The following is a 15,384-nucleotide window of genomic DNA, read 5'->3' on the forward strand; positions in this document are numbered from 1 at the left end:
GCTTGCGACGCCGGCCGCGACTATCAGAGAAAGCCATGAGCCTGATCGACCTTGCCAACCCCACGAAATTCCTCGCGCTGACCGCGCGCGTGCTGCCGTGGCTGGCGGGCGCGACCGCGATCCTGCTGCTGATAGGGCTCTACCAGTCCGCGATGGCGCCGGACGATTACCAGCAGGGCGCGACAGTCAAGATCATGTTCATCCACGTGCCGAACGCGTGGCTGTCGATGTTCGTCTGGGGCATCATGAGCATCGCCTCGCTCGGCACGCTGGTCTGGCGACATCCGCTCGCTGACGTCGCGGCAAAGGCTGCAGCCCCGATCGGCGCCGCCTTCACCTTCCTCGCCCTCGTCACCGGCTCGCTATGGGGCCGGCCGATGTGGGGGACCTATTGGGAATGGGACGCCCGGCTCACCTCGGTCCTGATCCTGTTTTTGATGTATCTCGGCCTGATCGCGCTGTGGCGCGCGGTGGAGGATCCCTCGCGCGCGGCGCGCGCCGCTGCGGTGCTGACGCTGGTCGGCGCGATCAACATCCCAATCATCAAGTTCTCGGTCGACTGGTGGAACACGCTGCACCAGCCGGCATCCGTGATCCGGATGGGCGGGCCGACGCTGGATAATGCCTTCCTGATTCCGCTCCTGGTGATGGCGGTCGCATTCTCGCTGCTGTTCATCACGCTGCACCTGGCGGCGATGCGGAACGAAATCCTGCGCCGCAGGGTGCGCAGCCTGCAGATGATGCAGGCCAATCAAAAGGCGGCATGATGGCAGCGCTCGGCCCCTACGCCTCCTTCATTGCGACATCCTACGGGCTGGTAGCAGCCGTGGTGGTGCTGCTGATCGTCTGGATCTTTCTCGACTACCGCCAGCAGACGGCGCGGCTGCGCGAACTCGAGGCCAGCGGCATTGTCAGGCGCTCCGGGCGCAGCGCGGCGGAGATCTAGAGCATGATCCGGAAAAGGGGAAATCGGTTTTCCGAAAAGATCTCATGAGCGAACCCATTGCCGAAACCGCGCCGCGGAGCCGGCGCTGGCTGGTGGCGCTGCCGCTGGTGGTCTTTGCCGCCCTCGCCGCGCTATTCCTGCTGCGGCTCTATGGCGGCGATCCCTCGAGGATTCCATCGGCACTGATCGGCCGGCCGGCGCCGCAAACCGCGCTGCCCGCGCTCGAAGGGTTGACCAGAGATGGCGCGCAGGTGCCCGGACTCGATCCCGCCGCCTTCAAGGGCAAGGTCAGCCTCGTCAATGTCTGGGCGTCCTGGTGCGTGCCGTGCCATGACGAAGCGCCGCTCTTGACCGAGCTCGCCAAGGACAACCGGCTGCAGCTCGTCGGCATCAACTACAAGGATGCGCCCGACAACGCCCGCCGCTTCCTCGGCCGCTACGGCAATCCGTTCAGCATCGTCGGCGTCGACGCCAACGGCCGCGCTTCGATCGAATGGGGCGTCTATGGCGTGCCCGAGACCTTCATCGTCGGACGCGAGGGCACCATCGTCTACAAGATGGTCGGACCGGTGACGCCGCAGAATTTCGACAGCGTGCTCAAAGTCGAGATCGAGAAGGCGCTGAAGGCCGGGACGTAGTTTTCTCCGTCATTCCGGGGCGTGCGTAGCACGAGCCCGGAATCCATTGGCCCGCGAGCGCAAATGGCAAAATGGATTCCGGGCTCACGCTACGCGTGCCCCGGAATGACGGGCGGAAAGACTACCCCTTGCTGACGTCCCCGGCCTCCGCCTCGCTCCGTTCCAGCGAGACCGGCTCGAGCTGGTAGCGCTTGATCAGCGGCATCTGGGTGACGGCAAACAGCATCGTCAGCGGCACCATGCCGAACACCTTGAAGGTGACCCAGAAATCGGTGGTCTGGGTGCGCCAGACGATCTCGTTCACCACGGCCATCGCCAGGAACCACAATGCCCAGCGGAAGGTGAGGATGCGCCAGCCATGCGGGGTGAGGTTGAACATCTGATCGAACATGATCGCGATGAAGGAACGGCCGAACAGCAAGCCGCCGCCCAAAATCGCGGCGAACAGCGTGTAGACGATGGTCGGCTTCATCTTGATGAAGGTCTCATCGTGCAGGATCAGCGTCAGCGTGCCGAACACGACGACAACCACCGCCGTGACGATCGCCATCAAGGGCACATGCCGCGTCACGAGGTAAGCCGCGATGATCGCAATCACCACGGCCACCATGAATACGCCGGTGGCGATGAACAGGTTCGACTTGGCATTGACGAAGAAGAAGATGAGCAACGGACCAAGCTCGGTTGCGAGCTTGAACAGAGGATGCGGTGCTTTCTTGTCCATTACTACTCGATCCCTGCGATCGCCCTGGCGAAATCGCGCGCGGTGAAGGGGGCAAGATCATCGACGCCTTCGCCGACGCCGATGAAATGCACCGGCAATTTGTGTTTCTCCGACAGCGCCACCAGAATGCCGCCCCGCGCGGTGCCGTCCAGCTTCGTCATCACGAGGCCGGTGACGCCAGCAGTACGGTGAAAGGCCTCGACCTGCGACAGCGCATTTTGTCCCACCGTGGCGTCGAGGACCAGCAGCACCGCATGCGGCGCCGTGGCATCGACCTTCCGGATCACGCGCACGACCTTTTCGAGCTCGTTCATCAATTCGGCTTTGTTCTGCAGCCGGCCGGCGGTATCGATCAGCAGCAGGTCGAGCTTCTGCTCCTTGGCCGCGCTGAGCGCATTGAAGGCGAGGCTCGCGGAATCCGAACCCTGGGCACCGGCGATGACGGGCGATTTGGTCCGTTCGCCCCAGATCTTGAGCTGCTCGATCGCGGCGGCGCGGAAGGTGTCACCGGCGGCCAGCATTACCTTGCGGCCTTCGGCGGAAAACTTCGCCGCGAGCTTGCCGATGGTCGTGGTCTTGCCGGAGCCGTTGACGCCGACCACGAGGACGACGAATGGTTTTTTCGCCGCATCGATCTCGAGCGGCTGGGCCACCGGCGCCAGCACCTTCTCGACCTCGGTTGCGACCACGGCCTTGACCTCGTCGGCGGAGATCTCCTTGTCGTAGCGTCCGGCGCCGACGGCGTCCGCGATGCGCACGGCGACATCGGTCCCGAGATCGGCGCGCAGCAGCACATCCTCGATATCATCGAGCATGGCGCGGTCGAGCTTGCGCTTGGTGACGAGGCCGGCAACGGCAGTGCCGATCGAACTCGAGGTCCGCTTCAGCCCGTTGGAGAGCCGCTTCCACCAGCTCAGTTTGGGTGCAGTGGTATCGTTCATGGCACGGGTGTGTTAGCCGTTTCGCCCCGCAAACGAAAGTCTCGACGCGTGAACGATGTTCCACAATTGACGCCGGCGGAAATCGAGGCCCGCGTGCTCCATCGCGACGGCCTGATGCTGGTGATCGACAAACCGGCCGGAATTCCGGTGCATCGTGGCCCAAAAGGCGGCGCCAACCTGGAAGCCTCGTTCGACGCGCTGCGTTTCGGCCTGCCGCGGCCGCCGGTGCTCGCCCATCGGCTGGACCGGGACACCTCGGGCTGCCTCGTCCTTGGGCGGCATCGCAAGGCGACCGCCTCGCTTGGCCTGTTGTTCAAGCACGGCAAGATATCAAAGACATATTGGGCCGTGGTCGAAGGCGGACCTGCCGAAGAGCAAGGCACGATCGATCTGCCGCTCGGCCGCAAGAACGCCGAACGCGGCTGGTGGCAGAAGCCGGACCCGGAAGGTCAAAAGGCCGTGACGAACTGGAAAGTCCTCGGCCGCGGCGACGGTCTCGCCTGGCTCGCGATGGAACCGGTCACCGGCCGCACCCATCAATTGCGCGTGCACGCTTCCGCCATGGGCTGGCCGATCTTTGGCGACAACATCTACGGCAACGGCCCGCGCTTCGGCGAGCCGCGCCTGCATCTGCACTCGCGCGAATTGGTGATCCCGATCTCGAAGAACAAGGACCCGGTGCGCGTGATCGCGCCGGCGCCCGAGCACATGCATGAGCGACTGCGGGCGTGCGGGTGGAGTGGGGAGTAGATACAGGGCTCGTCATGGCCGGGCTTGTCCCGGCCATCCACGTCGTGCCGTTTGAGAAAAAAGCAAGACGTGGATGCCCGGGACAAGCCCGGGCATGACGGAGAACTAGATAGTCAGCCTCGCACCATCGTGGCCACTGATCGCAAGCGCCCGCACCGCGCCCGGCGTTTCGCCACTGATCGCGACTGGCAAAAAGTGCTCCGTGCGGCCTTGCCTGTCGCTCTCGATCAGGACCTGACGCGTCGCACCGACTTCGGCGGCAAGCCGCTTGCGCAACGCCGCGTCCCCCACGGCGCGCAGTCGTCGCGCACGTTCCTTGATCTCTCCGCCTGCCACCTGCGGCATTCGGGCGGCCGGTGTGCCCGGGCGCTTGGAATACGGAAACACGTGCAGGAAAGTCAGGTCGCATTCCGCGACCAGATCCTGCGAGCGCGCAAACATGTCTTCCGTCTCGGTCGGAAAGCCCGCGATGATGTCGGCGCCGAACGCCATATCCGGCCGCAGCCGCCGCACCTGCGCGCAGAACGCAATCGCGTCCTGACGCGAGTGCCGCCGCTTCATCCGCTTCAGGATTAGATCGTCACCGGACTGCAGCGACAGATGCAGATGCGGCATCAGCCTGTCATCGTTGCCGATCACGTCGAGCAGATCGCGATCGGCCTCGATGGAGTCGATCGAGGAAATGCGCAGGCGCTGCAACTCCGGCACGTGCTTCAGGATCTGCCGCGTCAATGTGCCCAACTTGGGCGTGCCCGGCAGATCGGCGCCATAGCTGGTGAGGTCAACGCCGGTCAGCACGATCTCGACATGGCCGCGTTCGACCAGCGCGCGGACCTGATCGACCACCGCGCCCATCGGCACCGAGCGCGAATTGCCGCGGCCGAACGGGATGATGCAGAAGGTGCAGCGATGGTCGCAGCCGTTCTGCACCTGCACGAACACCCGCGGCAGGCCCTTCTGAAAACCTTCCAGCAGATGCGGCGCCATTTCCCTGACCGCCATGATATCGGCGACCGCGATCTTCTCGCTCGGTGCGACACCAAGGCCCGCATCGAACACCGCGCGTGCATCCTGCCAGGCTGCGCTTCGCGTCTTCTCATCATTGCCGATGACGCGATCGACTTCCGCCATGTCAGCGAACATCTGCGCTTGGGTCTGCGCCGCGCAGCCGGTGACGACGATGCGCGCTTCGGGGCGCTCGCGCTTCAACCGGCGGATCGATTGGCGCGCCTGCGCCACCGCCTCATTGGTAACCGCGCAGCTATTGATGACGATGGTGTCGGCAAGACCGGCGTTGTCAGCCTCGTGCCGGATCAGCTCCGATTCGAACGCATTCAGGCGACAGCCGAAGGTGATGACGTCGACGGTCATCTCAGGTGACGCTGGCGCTGGCGAACAGCGCAGGATCGAAGCGGCCTTCATATTCGAAGGTCGCCGTCCCCGTCATCAGCACGTGGTCGTCGCGCTCGCGCCATTCGATATTGAGCTTGCCTCCGGGCAGCGTGATCTCGACGGTACGACTGGCGCGCTTCAGCCGCGCCGCCGCCACCGCGGTCGCGCAGGCGGCCGAGCCGCACGCCTTGGTCAGGCCCGCCCCGCGTTCCCAGGTCCGGATCGTGATGTGGTCGGCATCGACGATATGGGCGAGCGTGATGTTGGCGCGCTCCGGAAAGATCGGATGATTTTCCAGAAGCGGCCCGAAGCCGGAAAGGTCATAGGCGTTGACGTCTTCCACCCAGAAGATCGCGTGCGGATTGCCCATGCTGACGACCGAGGGCGAATGCAGGATCGGCGCATCGATCGGTCCGATCTGCAATTCGATATAACGGGTGTCGCGAAACTCCTCGGCCAGCGGAATGTCCTGCCAGCCGAATTTCGGCGTGCCCATGTCGACGGTGTAGAGATCGGGCGCCGGGCCCTGCCAGCAATTGAGCAGCCCCGCCCGGGTCTCGAAGGTGGCGGCGGTCTGCCCGGTCTTCTCGAACACCCGGCGCACCACGCAGCGCATGCCATTGCCGCAGGCGCCGGCTTCCGAGCCGTCATTGTTGTAGATCTTGATAAAGGCTTCCGTCCCCTGCAGCCGCGGCGGCTGCAGCACCATGAGCTGGTCGTAGGGCACGCCGGCCGGGGCGGCCACCGCGCGGGCGTCCTCCGGCGCTACCTGAGCCTTCGAATCACGCATGTCGACCACGACGATCTCGTTGCCGATACCGTTCATCTTGGCGAATGCGTGGTTGGCGAGCGCGCTCATGGAATTTCCCAATTTATGCCTGCCTTATATGGCGAATGACGCCGAATTGGCCAGAGCATGGTCCGGACCCGGAGGGTGGCGCCCCCTGCAAAGCGGCGTCCATTTCCGAAAAAGATCCCGCTCAGACAGAAAGATGCAGCGGAATGATGTCGCGAAACGACGCTATTCATTCCGCACCCGCGGCCGCCCATGGCACAAGTGTCATGGGACGAAAGCGGAACTTGCGTGTTAGGACTATCGCGCCTTGCGGACGTCAGCCGGGACAAAAAGGCGGCCGCTCGGGATGGGGATGGAGAATATCAAGATGATTCGATTCAATGGTTTCCGCGGCGCATTGGTCGCATTGGTCCCGATAATCGCTATTGCCTGGGGCAGCGTGGCGCTGGCGCAAGCGCCGGCTCCAGCCGCCTCGCCTTCGCCGGCACCTTCGGCCTCGCCGGTGCCGCCTGCGCCCGCCCCCACTCCCGCGCCGCCGCCGGCCGAGACCAAATCGCCGGCCGACGCCCCTTCAACCGCCCAGAGTCCGACGCCCCCGGCCTCCGCGCCGGTGCAGACGGCCGACCCCTTCGGCGAGGAGTTCACGCTGGAGCCGAAGAAGGTTGTCATGGTGAAGGGCTCCGCCAACTGGGACTCGGCGTTCGACTCCCTGACCGATTCGCTGAAGGCGCTGACGGCGCTGCTTGAGAAGCAGAACATCAAGCCGACAGGCAATGCGATGATCGTCTACACCTCGACCGACGACACCGGCTTCACCTTCATCGCGGAAATCCCTGTCGACCAGGAGGTGAAGAACCTCGGCAAGAACATGAGCATGGGCAACTCGCCTGACGGCAAAGCCTTGAAGTTCGTCCACCGCGGATCCTACGACAATATGGACAACACCTACGAGGCGATCACCAATCACCTCGACGACAAGAAACTCGAAGCAAAAGACACCTTTATCGAGGAATACACCACCGATCCGCTGAAGACGGCGGAAGACAAGCTGGTGATCAACGTCTACGTCCCCCTGAAGTGAAGTGAAGTGAAGCGAATGAAACAGCTCGTTGCCCTCGCGGCGCTGGCGCTGGCGGCATCGCCTGCCCTGGCGCAGACGGTCCCGCCTCCTGCGATTTCCGTCAACGGCGAAGCCACCATCTCGGCAGCGCCCGACCAGGCCGAGATCGACGCCGGCGTAACCTCGGAAGCCAAGACCGCGCGCGAGGCGTCCGACATCAACAACGCCGCAATGGGCAAGGTGCTGCTGGCGCTGAAAGGCGCCGGCATCGATGAGAAGGACTACCAGACCTCGCGATTGTCGCTGCAGCCGCAATATCCGTCGGCGCAAAGCCGGCCCGGACCGGCAACGATTTCCGGCTATCGCGCCACCAATCGCGTGATCATCAAGGTGCGCGACATCACCAAGATCGCGGGCCTGATCGATGTCCTGGTTGGCGCCGGCGCCAATGAGATCGGCGGTATCGGCTTCTTGGTCTCGCAGGCGTCAAAACTGCTCGATGACGCACGCGAAAAGGCCGTCGCCGACGCGCGTCGCAAGGCGGAAATCTACGCCAGGGCGGCCGGCGTCACGCTTGGCGATGCACTCAGCGTCACGGAAGGCGGACCGCCGACGCCCCTCTTCCGCGGCAAGATGGCCGCGCCAATGGCAGCCGCAGCGCCGGTTGCGCCGGGCGAGGAGACGCTGTCGGTCTCGGTGAACGTGTCCTGGGCGATCAAGCCGAAGCAGTAAGCAAGCCGAACCAATTGGGCTGTCGTCCCGCGCTCGGCCGGGACGACGTTAGATCTCGAACACCTGTCCCGGCTTCAGGACCGCGAATTTGTCCCGCGGCACTTCCGCCTGGTCCAGGGCCTCGCCGAGCGCGATCACCGGCGCATCGATGGCCTCATCGGTCAGCTGGAACGTGCCGTGGTGATGCGCCAGCGCCTGCGCGGCGCCGCAATCGGCCAGCGCCTTCACCGCATCTTCCGGATTCATGTGCTGGTCACGCATGAACCAGCGCGGCTCATAGGCGCCGATCGGCAGGATCGCGAGGCGCAGCGGGCCGTGCGCCTCGGCGACACGGCGAAAATGCCCGCCATCGCCATAGCCGGAATCGCAGACGATGTAGAGCTTGCCAACCGGCGTCTCCAGCACGAAGCTCGCCCACAGCGCCTTGTTGCGGTCGAGCAGCCCACGCGCCGACCAGTGCCGGGTCGGCACCAGCGTCACCGCGAGGCCGTTGCCAAGCTCGACACGATCCTGCCAGTCGAACGCTTCGGCTTTGATCGCGCGATCCGCCTCGCGCATGGTGACGTCGTTGCCGAGCGGCGTGACCACGCGCGGCGAGAACTTCGCCGCCAGCTTCGACAGCGTCGCGATATCGAGATGATCGTAATGGCCGTGCGATACCAGCACGACATCGATCTCGGGCAGCGCCTCGAAGGCGATGCCGGGATCATTGCGTCGCTTCGGTCCCGCCCAGGAGAACGGCGAGGCGCGCATCGACCACACCGGGTCGACCAGTATATTGAGACCGGCGGCCTGGATCAGCCAGCTCACATGGCCGACAAAGGACAGCCGCACCTTGTCGCCCTCGACCCGCGGCGGCGGCGTATCGGCGTGAGGACTTGGCACCCAGTCCGGCCAGGCCACGCGCTTCCGCTCGCCGTCGAACTGCCAGCGCAGCACCTCAGCCAGTTTCTTGGGCGGCGCGCCGTGCGGATCGAAGAAGCGCAAGCCATCGAAATGATCGGAGACGGGGCCGTCATAGGTCTTCATGCGGTCGATCCAAGCAGACGGCACGCCCACTACGGCGGCAGTACCGGCGAGCAGTCCAAAAATGCGGCGACGGGTGATGGGCACGGGCCTGTATCACGGGTAGTGACGTGGGAATTTATATGGCGGTGAGTACATAAATCGGAACCGATGACCGAAACATAAGTACTTTCATGTCTTTACGGGTTCAATTCGGATCACCTCACCCGACTTTTCCTTGACTTTCGGCCCCAGTGGGGGTTTAACGCCGCCACTTTCTCGGAAAGATCGTTCTTTTCGACCCGCCGACCGGCCCATCGAGACCGGAGGTCAACGCCCGACAGCGCTGTGCGCCCTCGGGCGCGAAAGTGTTTGGAAGACCGTCTTTTGGCAGATCGTCTTGGCGTTCTGCGTCGGGACACCTAGGTGGTCATCACCCGCGAAGGCGGGTGATCCAGTAACCGGCCGCGTTCGTTTTGATGCGAGGTCCCGGCGTACTGGATACCCCGCCTTCGCGGGGTATGACGGACAAAGAGTTAAGGCAGCGCCTATAACAGGCAAAGGACAACGGCATTGTTCGACAATCTGTCGGAAAAGCTTGGTGGCATCCTTGATCGGCTGACAGGGCGCGGTGCACTCACCGAAAAGGATGTCGACGCCGCGATGCGCGAAGTGCGCCGCGCGCTGCTCGAGGCCGACGTCGCGCTCGAGGTTGTCAGGAGTTTCATCGAGCGCGTGCGCGAGCAAGCGGTCGGCGCCACCGTCGTCAAGTCGGTCACGCCAGGCCAGATGGTGGTCAAGATCGTCCATGACGAGCTGGTCGCCACGCTCGGTTCCGACGGCCAGACCATCGACCTCAACACGGTGCCGCCGGTTCCGATCATGATGGTCGGCCTGCAGGGTTCCGGTAAAACGACCACCACCGCAAAGCTCGCCCGCCGCATGGTCCAGCGCGACAAGCGCAAGGTGCTGATGGCGTCGCTCGACGTCTATCGTCCGGCGGCGATGGAGCAATTGGCCGTGCTCGGCCGCGACCTCGACATCCCGACGCTGCCGATCGTCGCCGGCCAGAAGCCGCCACAGATCGCACGGCGCGCGATCGAGGCCGGCAAGCTCGGCGGCTATGACGTCGTGCTGCTCGACACCGCGGGCCGCACCACACTCGACGAAGAGATGATGCAAGAGGCGGCCGAGATCAAAGCCGCCACCAATCCGCATGAAGTGCTCCTGGTCGCGGACTCCCTGACCGGCCAGGACGCGGTCAATCTCGCGCGCTCGTTCGACCAGCGCGTCGGGCTGACCGGCATCGTGCTGACGCGCGTCGACGGCGATGGCCGCGGCGGCGCCGCGCTGTCGATGCGCGCGGTGACCGGCAAGCCGATCAAGCTGATCGGTACCGGCGAAAAGACCGACGCGCTGGAGGACTTCCATCCGAGCCGCATCGCCGGCCGCATCCTCGGCATGGGCGACGTGGTGTCGCTGGTCGAGCGTGCCGCCGCCAACATCGATGCGGAGAAGGCCGCGCGCACCGCCGAGCGGATGCGCAAGGGCCAGTTCGACCTCAACGACATGCGCGAGCAGCTCATGCAGATGGCGAATATGGGCGGCATCAGCGGCCTGATGGGCATGATGCCCGGCATTGCGAAGATGAAGAACCAGATCGCCGCCGCCGGGATCGACGACAAGATCCTGAAGCGCCAGGTCGCGATCATCGATTCGATGACGCGGCAGGAGCGCAAGAACCCGGACATCCTCAAGGCCAGCCGCAAGAAGCGCATCGCCGCAGGCGCAGGGCAGAACGTCGAGCAGGTCAACAAGCTGCTCAAGATGCACCGGAACATGTCCGACATGATGAAGGCCATGGGTTCGGGCAAACGCGGCCCGCTCGCCGGCATCGCGCAGGCGATGGGTTTTGGCGGCGGCATGAAGCCACCTTCGCCGGAAGAGATGAAGGCGTTGGCCGAGAAGATGCAGGGCGCGCCCGGTGGCGGCCTGCCAAACCTGCCGAAGGAACTCCCCGTCGGGCTGCGCCAGGGCCTGCCGAACGTGCCAGGGCTCACCGGCCTCAGCGGCAAGCCGACACTGCCGGGCCTCGGCGGCTTTCCGGGGAAGAAGAAATGACGTCTCTCGTCATTGCGAGGAGCGAAGCGACGAAGCAATCCACGCCTCCACATGCGGCGCTATGGATTGCTTCGCTTGCGCTCGCAATGACGGCGTAACTGACCAATATCCAAATCAAACCATTCATCAGGAGAACTAAATGTCTGTCGTTATCCGTCTTGCGCGCGCCGGCACCAAGAAGCGTCCGGTCTATCACGTCGTCGTCGCCGACTCGCGCTTTCCGCGCGACGGCCGCTTCATCGAGCGGCTCGGCCACTTCAATCCGCTGCTGCCGAAGGACAGCGAGGCGCGGCTGAAGCTCGACATGGACAAGGTGAAGGCCTGGCTCGCCAAGGGCGCGCAGCCGTCGGACCGCGTCACCCGCTTCCTCGATGCGGCCGGCGTCGTGAAGCGCGCGCCGCGCAACAACCCGGAAAAGGCCGTGCCGCGCAAGGAGCGGAAGGCCCAGGCCGAAGCCGCCGCGAAGGCGTAAGCTTTTCGGCGCACGACGGTGTCCACACCGGTTTGCGTCGCTCGGATCGGCGCTGCGCATGGCGTGCGCGGCGCCGTTAAGCTTTGGACCTTCACCGAAGACCCGCTGGCCGTGAAGCATTACGGCCCGCTGACGACCAAGGACGGCACGCGCCAGTTCGAGGTCGCGCATGTCCGCGAGGCGAAGGATCATCTGGTCGCGACGTTCAAGGACGTATCTACGCGCGAAGAGGCCGAGCGGCTGAACGGGCTCGAGCTCTACGTTCCGCGCGAGCGATTGCCCGAAACGGACGACGACGAATACTACCACGCCGATCTGATCGGCCTTGCCGCTGTCACGACCGCCGACCAGCCGCTTGGCAAGGTCGTTGCGATCCATAATTTCGGCGCCGGCGACATCATCGAAATCGCACCGCCGCAGGGCGCGACCATGATGCTGCCGTTCACCAACGCAGTGGTGCCGACCGTCGATCTCGCCGCCGGACGGGTCGTCGTCGAATTGCCTGAAGAGATTGACGGCGAGGAACCCTCCTCGAGTCGTCCCCGCGAAGGCGGGGACCTATAACCACAGCTATCCGTCGTTGCATTGGCTGGTGCGACAGCTACTCGCACCATAGGCGCCTGGGGCTATCGGTCCCGGCCTTCGCCGGGACGACGATCTACGCAACGTCTCGACCTCATGGTTGTGGTACCGTAACGGAACCCGATGACCGATCTGACCATATGGCGCGCCACCGTCCTGACCCTGTTCCCGGAGATGTTTCCCGGGCCGCTCGGCGTCAGCCTTGCCGGCAGAGCACTCGCCTCCGGGCTATGGGCTCTGGAAACGCGGGACATCAGGGATTCTGCGACCGACAGGCACCGCAGCGTGGACGACACCCCCGCCGGCGGCGGGCCGGGCATGGTGCTCCGTGCCGACATCCTGGCCGCCGCCATCGATGCCACCGAGATCGCGCCGAACCGGCCACGGCTCTTAATGAGCCCGCGCGGTCGGCCACTGACCCAGTCCCTGGTTGCGGAACTCGCGTCCGGCCCAGGTCCCCTCATCGTCTGCGGCCGTTTCGAGGGGGTCGATGAGCGGGTAATCGAGGCGCGCGGCCTTCAGGAGGTCTCGATCGGGGATTATGTGCTCTCGGGCGGAGAAATCGCCGCCATGGCCCTGATTGACGCCTGCGTGCGGCTGTTGCCGGGGGTGATGGGCAAGCAGGCCTCCGGGGAGGACGAAAGCTTCTCAGAAGGACTACTGGAATACCCTCAATTTACCCGCCCGCAGGAGTTCGAGGGCCGGCCGATCCCGGAAATCCTCACGTCAGGCGATCATGCCAAGGTTGCAGCTTGGCGTCAGGCCCAATCCGAGGCTCTGACCCGGGCCAGGCGGCCGGACTTATGGGCCGCGCGGCACGGCACAAAAAACACGACAGACGGGTGACAAAGCCTCCGCTTTGCCTTATAGGAGCGCCCAAATCCGCAATCAGGATAGACCGAATTCTTGCGCAGCCCGCGTCGGTGCTGGGCGCGCCTCCGATGGAGATTTCAATGAACCTCATCCAGCAGCTCGAAAAAGAGCAGTACGACAAGCTCGCTGCGACCAAACAGATCCCGGAATTCGCGCCCGGCGACACCGTAATCGTCAACGTCAAGGTGGTCGAAGGCGATCGCACCCGCGTGCAGGCCTATGAAGGCGTCTGCATCGGCCGTTCGGGCTCCGGCCTCAACGAGAGCTTCACGGTGCGCAAGATCTCCTATGGCGAGGGCGTGGAGCGCGTCTTCCCAGTGATGTCGCCGATGATCGACTCGATCAAGGTGGTGCGCCGCGGCAAGGTGCGTCGCGCCAAGCTTTATTATCTGCGCGGCCTGCGCGGCAAATCTGCCCGCATCGTCGAGAAGCAGGACAAGCAGGATCGCGCCGCCGCGGTCAACGAGTAATCCCATCCGACCAACTCGGATGCGACCAAGAGCGCGGGGCCGGTCCCCGCGCCTTTTTTGTTATCGCCGTCACAGCGGATGCTGGCGTCACCCCTCATCCTGAGGAGCGCGGAACGCGCGTCCCGAAGGATGAGGCCCCGCCGGTGGCGGGCTCCTCAGGGTGAAGGTCACGTAATCGCGCATATGGCGCATCCTGACGCGCGTTGAAAGCACTCGCGATTCCGGATTGGCCTGCTATATATTTGTAGAATGGTTCCAGATCAGACCAGCATCGAGCCCATCAAGCGCGTCGTGATCGACGATCGCTCGCGGCTGCCTGGCCGGTTCTTCGGGCGCTTTGCGACCTCGGCGACGTCGGAGCTTACGCGCGCAGCTTGATGCTGCGCCGTCCCTTCGTTTGCCCCGGCGCCTAACCGCGCCGATCCGCTATCACAACATCGCTGGAGCTGATGCTCATGTCCAAACCGATCACCCTGTATGACAAGATCTGGAACGACCATCTGGTGCACGAAGCCGAAGACGGCACCTGCCTGATCTATATCGACCGCCATCTGGTGCACGAAGTCACCTCGCCGCAGGCGTTCGAAGGCCTGCGCACCGCTGGCCGCAAGGTCCACGCGCCGCAAAAGACGCTGGCCGTCGTCGACCATAACGTGCCGACCACCGACCGCACCAAGCCAAACCCCGACCCTGAAAGCATCGAGCAGATCAAGGCGCTGGCCGAGAACGCCAAGGAATTCGGCATCGAATATTACAACGAGTTCGACAAGCGCCAGGGCATCGTCCACGTCATCGGCCCCGAGCAGGGCTTCACCCTGCCCGGCACCACCATCGTCTGCGGTGACAGCCACACCTCGACGCATGGCGCGTTCGGCGCACTCGCGCACGGCATCGGCACGTCCGAAGTCGAGCATGTGCTCGCGACGCAGACGCTGATCCAGAAGAAAGCCAAGAACATGCGCGTCACCGTCGACGGCAAATTGCCCGAAGGCGTGACCGGCAAGGACATCATCCTCGCCATCATCGGCGAGATCGGCACCGCCGGCGGCACCGGCTACGTGCTGGAATATGCCGGCGAGGCGATCCGCGCACTGTCGATGGAAGGCCGCATGACCGTCTGCAACATGTCGATCGAAGGCGGCGCGCGCGCCGGCCTGGTCGCGCCCGACGAGAAGGCGTTCGACTTCCTGCGCGGTCGTCCGAAGGCACCGAAGGCCGAGGCCTGGGATGCGGCGCTGCGCTATTGGGAGACGCTGCGTTCCGACGAGGGCGCGCATTTCGATCACGAACTCCGGCTGGACGCAGCGAAGCTGCCGCCGATCGTGACCTGGGGCACCTCGCCGGAGGATGTCATCTCGGTTACCGGTTTCGTGCCAGATCCCGACAAGATCGCGGACGAGGCCAAGCGTCTCTCCAAGCATCGCGCGCTGAAATATATGGGCCTGACAGCGGGCACGAAGATCACCGACATCAAGCTCGACCGCGTCTTCATCGGCTCCTGCACCAACGGCCGCATCGAGGATCTGCGCGCCGCGGCCAAGATCGCTGAAGGCAAGACGGTGAATGCCAACGTCAACGCCATGATCGTGCCGGGCTCCGGCATCGTGAAGGAGCAGGCGGAGGCGGAAGGTCTCGACAAGATCTTCATCAAGGCCGGCTTTGAGTGGCGCGAGCCGGGCTGCTCGATGTGCCTTGCCATGAACCCGGACAAGCTGAAGCCGGAGGAGCGCTGCGCCTCCACCTCGAACCGCAACTTCGAGGGACGCCAGGGCTTCAAGGGCCGCACCCATTTGGTGTCGCCGGCAATGGCGGCCGCCGCGGCAATCGCCGGCCACTTCGTCGACGTGAGGGACTGGCGCTAACCGCCTTCGTTCAAGCTCGA

17 protein-coding genes are annotated in these 15,384 nt (G+C 64.4%); 12 read left to right on the forward strand and 5 right to left on the reverse strand.

All coding sequences use genetic code 11. The features are described 5' to 3' along the window. The first annotated feature begins 35 nt into the window (after nucleotides 1-35). Genes ACZIRK_RS26355 through ACZIRK_RS26365 form a run of 3 tightly spaced genes read left to right on the forward strand, consistent with a single transcriptional unit; the run spans nucleotide 36 to nucleotide 1,584 of the window. Nucleotides 36-767 (forward strand): heme ABC transporter permease, encoded by a 732-nt coding sequence (locus tag ACZIRK_RS26355; RefSeq protein WP_130228363.1) that lies wholly within the window; start codon nucleotides 36-38, stop codon nucleotides 765-767. Continuing rightward, a complete protein-coding gene (gene ccmD / locus ACZIRK_RS26360; protein ID WP_028166223.1) occupies nucleotides 764-946 on the forward strand; it encodes a heme exporter protein CcmD in 183 nt (60 codons plus the stop codon). Before ACZIRK_RS26355 ends, ccmD begins: the two co-directional genes overlap by 4 nt. A gap of 44 nt (nucleotides 947-990) precedes the next feature. Then, entirely contained in the window at nucleotides 991-1,584 is a 594-nt protein-coding gene (locus ACZIRK_RS26365) for a DsbE family thiol:disulfide interchange protein (protein ID WP_130228362.1), read from the forward strand. Between the two features lie 121 nt (nucleotides 1,585-1,705). Here ACZIRK_RS26365 and ACZIRK_RS26370 read toward each other — a convergent pair whose 3' ends face one another. Continuing rightward, entirely contained in the window at nucleotides 1,706-2,308 is a 603-nt protein-coding gene (locus tag ACZIRK_RS26370) for a septation protein A (RefSeq protein ID WP_028166221.1), read from the reverse strand. A gap of 2 nt (nucleotides 2,309-2,310) precedes the next feature. Then, entirely contained in the window at nucleotides 2,311-3,249 is a 939-nt protein-coding gene (gene ftsY / locus ACZIRK_RS26375) for a signal recognition particle-docking protein FtsY (RefSeq protein WP_130228361.1), read from the reverse strand. 48 nt (nucleotides 3,250-3,297) lie between these two features. On the opposite strand from ftsY, the gene ACZIRK_RS26380 reads away from it, so the two are divergent. Then, nucleotides 3,298-3,999: an RluA family pseudouridine synthase gene (locus tag ACZIRK_RS26380; protein ID WP_165435416.1), complete on the forward strand. Its 702-nt coding sequence runs from the start codon at nucleotides 3,298-3,300 to the stop codon at nucleotides 3,997-3,999. Between the two features lie 105 nt (nucleotides 4,000-4,104). Here the strand turns inward: ACZIRK_RS26380 and mtaB are convergent, their stop codons facing one another. Beyond that, nucleotides 4,105-5,370 (reverse strand): tRNA (N(6)-L-threonylcarbamoyladenosine(37)-C(2))-methylthiotransferase MtaB, encoded by a 1,266-nt coding sequence (mtaB, locus tag ACZIRK_RS26385; RefSeq protein WP_130228360.1) that lies wholly within the window; start codon nucleotides 5,368-5,370, stop codon nucleotides 4,105-4,107. Nucleotide 5,371: 1 nt separating this feature from the next. After that, a complete protein-coding gene (dapF, locus tag ACZIRK_RS26390) occupies nucleotides 5,372-6,250 on the reverse strand; it encodes a diaminopimelate epimerase (protein WP_130228359.1) in 879 nt (292 codons plus the stop codon). A gap of 304 nt (nucleotides 6,251-6,554) precedes the next feature. Between dapF and ACZIRK_RS26395 the strand changes: the two genes are divergently transcribed. Next, the gene (locus ACZIRK_RS26395; RefSeq protein ID WP_463328377.1) at nucleotides 6,555-7,268 is read left to right on the forward strand and encodes a GyrI-like domain-containing protein; all 714 of its coding nucleotides are present in this window, start codon (nucleotides 6,555-6,557) and stop codon (nucleotides 7,266-7,268) included. Between the two features lie 15 nt (nucleotides 7,269-7,283). Beyond that, a complete protein-coding gene (locus tag ACZIRK_RS26400) occupies nucleotides 7,284-7,979 on the forward strand; it encodes an SIMPL domain-containing protein (RefSeq protein WP_130229092.1) in 696 nt (231 codons plus the stop codon). Between the two features lie 48 nt (nucleotides 7,980-8,027). Here ACZIRK_RS26400 and ACZIRK_RS26405 read toward each other — a convergent pair whose 3' ends face one another. Then, nucleotides 8,028-9,092, reverse strand: coding sequence for an MBL fold metallo-hydrolase (locus ACZIRK_RS26405; RefSeq protein WP_165435491.1), 1,065 nt, complete (start codon nucleotides 9,090-9,092; stop codon nucleotides 8,028-8,030). 465 nt (nucleotides 9,093-9,557) lie between these two features. Between ACZIRK_RS26405 and ffh the strand changes: the two genes are divergently transcribed. The 6 genes from ffh to leuC all read left to right on the forward strand — a co-directional run bounded on the left by ffh (nucleotide 9,558) and on the right by leuC (nucleotide 15,364). After that, entirely contained in the window at nucleotides 9,558-11,105 is a 1,548-nt protein-coding gene (gene ffh, locus ACZIRK_RS26410) for a signal recognition particle protein (RefSeq protein ID WP_456645287.1), read from the forward strand. A 139-nt stretch (nucleotides 11,106-11,244) separates the two neighbouring features. After that, nucleotides 11,245-11,577, forward strand: a complete 333-nt coding sequence (rpsP, locus tag ACZIRK_RS26415) for a 30S ribosomal protein S16 (RefSeq protein WP_130229090.1) — start codon at nucleotides 11,245-11,247, stop codon at nucleotides 11,575-11,577. 18 nt (nucleotides 11,578-11,595) lie between these two features. Further along, nucleotides 11,596-12,141: a ribosome maturation factor RimM gene (rimM, locus tag ACZIRK_RS26420; protein WP_130229089.1), complete on the forward strand. Its 546-nt coding sequence runs from the start codon at nucleotides 11,596-11,598 to the stop codon at nucleotides 12,139-12,141. A 141-nt stretch (nucleotides 12,142-12,282) separates the two neighbouring features. Further along, nucleotides 12,283-13,005, forward strand: coding sequence for a tRNA (guanosine(37)-N1)-methyltransferase TrmD (gene trmD, locus ACZIRK_RS26425; RefSeq protein ID WP_130229088.1), 723 nt, complete (start codon nucleotides 12,283-12,285; stop codon nucleotides 13,003-13,005). A 107-nt stretch (nucleotides 13,006-13,112) separates the two neighbouring features. Continuing rightward, the gene (gene rplS / locus ACZIRK_RS26430; RefSeq protein WP_028166210.1) at nucleotides 13,113-13,502 is read left to right on the forward strand and encodes a 50S ribosomal protein L19; all 390 of its coding nucleotides are present in this window, start codon (nucleotides 13,113-13,115) and stop codon (nucleotides 13,500-13,502) included. Nucleotides 13,503-13,957: 455 nt separating this feature from the next. Beyond that, the gene (gene leuC / locus ACZIRK_RS26435) at nucleotides 13,958-15,364 is read left to right on the forward strand and encodes a 3-isopropylmalate dehydratase large subunit (RefSeq protein ID WP_130229087.1); all 1,407 of its coding nucleotides are present in this window, start codon (nucleotides 13,958-13,960) and stop codon (nucleotides 15,362-15,364) included. Nucleotides 15,365-15,384 lie beyond the last annotated feature (20 nt).

Source organism: Bradyrhizobium sp. Leo114, assembly GCF_055229415.2.

What these genes read in the sequence shown, in the direction of transcription:
- rpsP (WP_130229090.1), top strand. Translation starts at nt 11,245, where the DNA reads ATGTCTGTCGTTATCCGTCTTGCGCGCGCCGGCACCAAGAAGCGTCCG.
- ACZIRK_RS26395 (WP_463328377.1), top strand. Translation starts at nt 6,555, where the DNA reads ATGATTCGATTCAATGGTTTCCGCGGCGCATTGGTCGCATTGGTCCCG.
- ACZIRK_RS26355 (WP_130228363.1), top strand. Translation starts at nt 36, where the DNA reads ATGAGCCTGATCGACCTTGCCAACCCCACGAAATTCCTCGCGCTGACC.
- trmD (WP_130229088.1), top strand. Translation starts at nt 12,283, where the DNA reads ATGACCGATCTGACCATATGGCGCGCCACCGTCCTGACCCTGTTCCCG.
- leuC (WP_130229087.1), top strand. Translation starts at nt 13,958, where the DNA reads ATGTCCAAACCGATCACCCTGTATGACAAGATCTGGAACGACCATCTG.
- ACZIRK_RS26370 (WP_028166221.1), bottom strand. Translation starts at nt 2,308, where the DNA reads ATGGACAAGAAAGCACCGCATCCTCTGTTCAAGCTCGCAACCGAGCTT.
- ACZIRK_RS26400 (WP_130229092.1), top strand. Translation starts at nt 7,284, where the DNA reads ATGAAACAGCTCGTTGCCCTCGCGGCGCTGGCGCTGGCGGCATCGCCT.
- ftsY (WP_130228361.1), bottom strand. Translation starts at nt 3,249, where the DNA reads ATGAACGATACCACTGCACCCAAACTGAGCTGGTGGAAGCGGCTCTCC.
- mtaB (WP_130228360.1), bottom strand. Translation starts at nt 5,370, where the DNA reads ATGACCGTCGACGTCATCACCTTCGGCTGTCGCCTGAATGCGTTCGAA.
- rplS (WP_028166210.1), top strand. Translation starts at nt 13,113, where the DNA reads ATGAACCTCATCCAGCAGCTCGAAAAAGAGCAGTACGACAAGCTCGCT.
- ACZIRK_RS26365 (WP_130228362.1), top strand. Translation starts at nt 991, where the DNA reads ATGAGCGAACCCATTGCCGAAACCGCGCCGCGGAGCCGGCGCTGGCTG.
- dapF (WP_130228359.1), bottom strand. Translation starts at nt 6,250, where the DNA reads ATGAGCGCGCTCGCCAACCACGCATTCGCCAAGATGAACGGTATCGGC.
- ccmD (WP_028166223.1), top strand. Translation starts at nt 764, where the DNA reads ATGATGGCAGCGCTCGGCCCCTACGCCTCCTTCATTGCGACATCCTAC.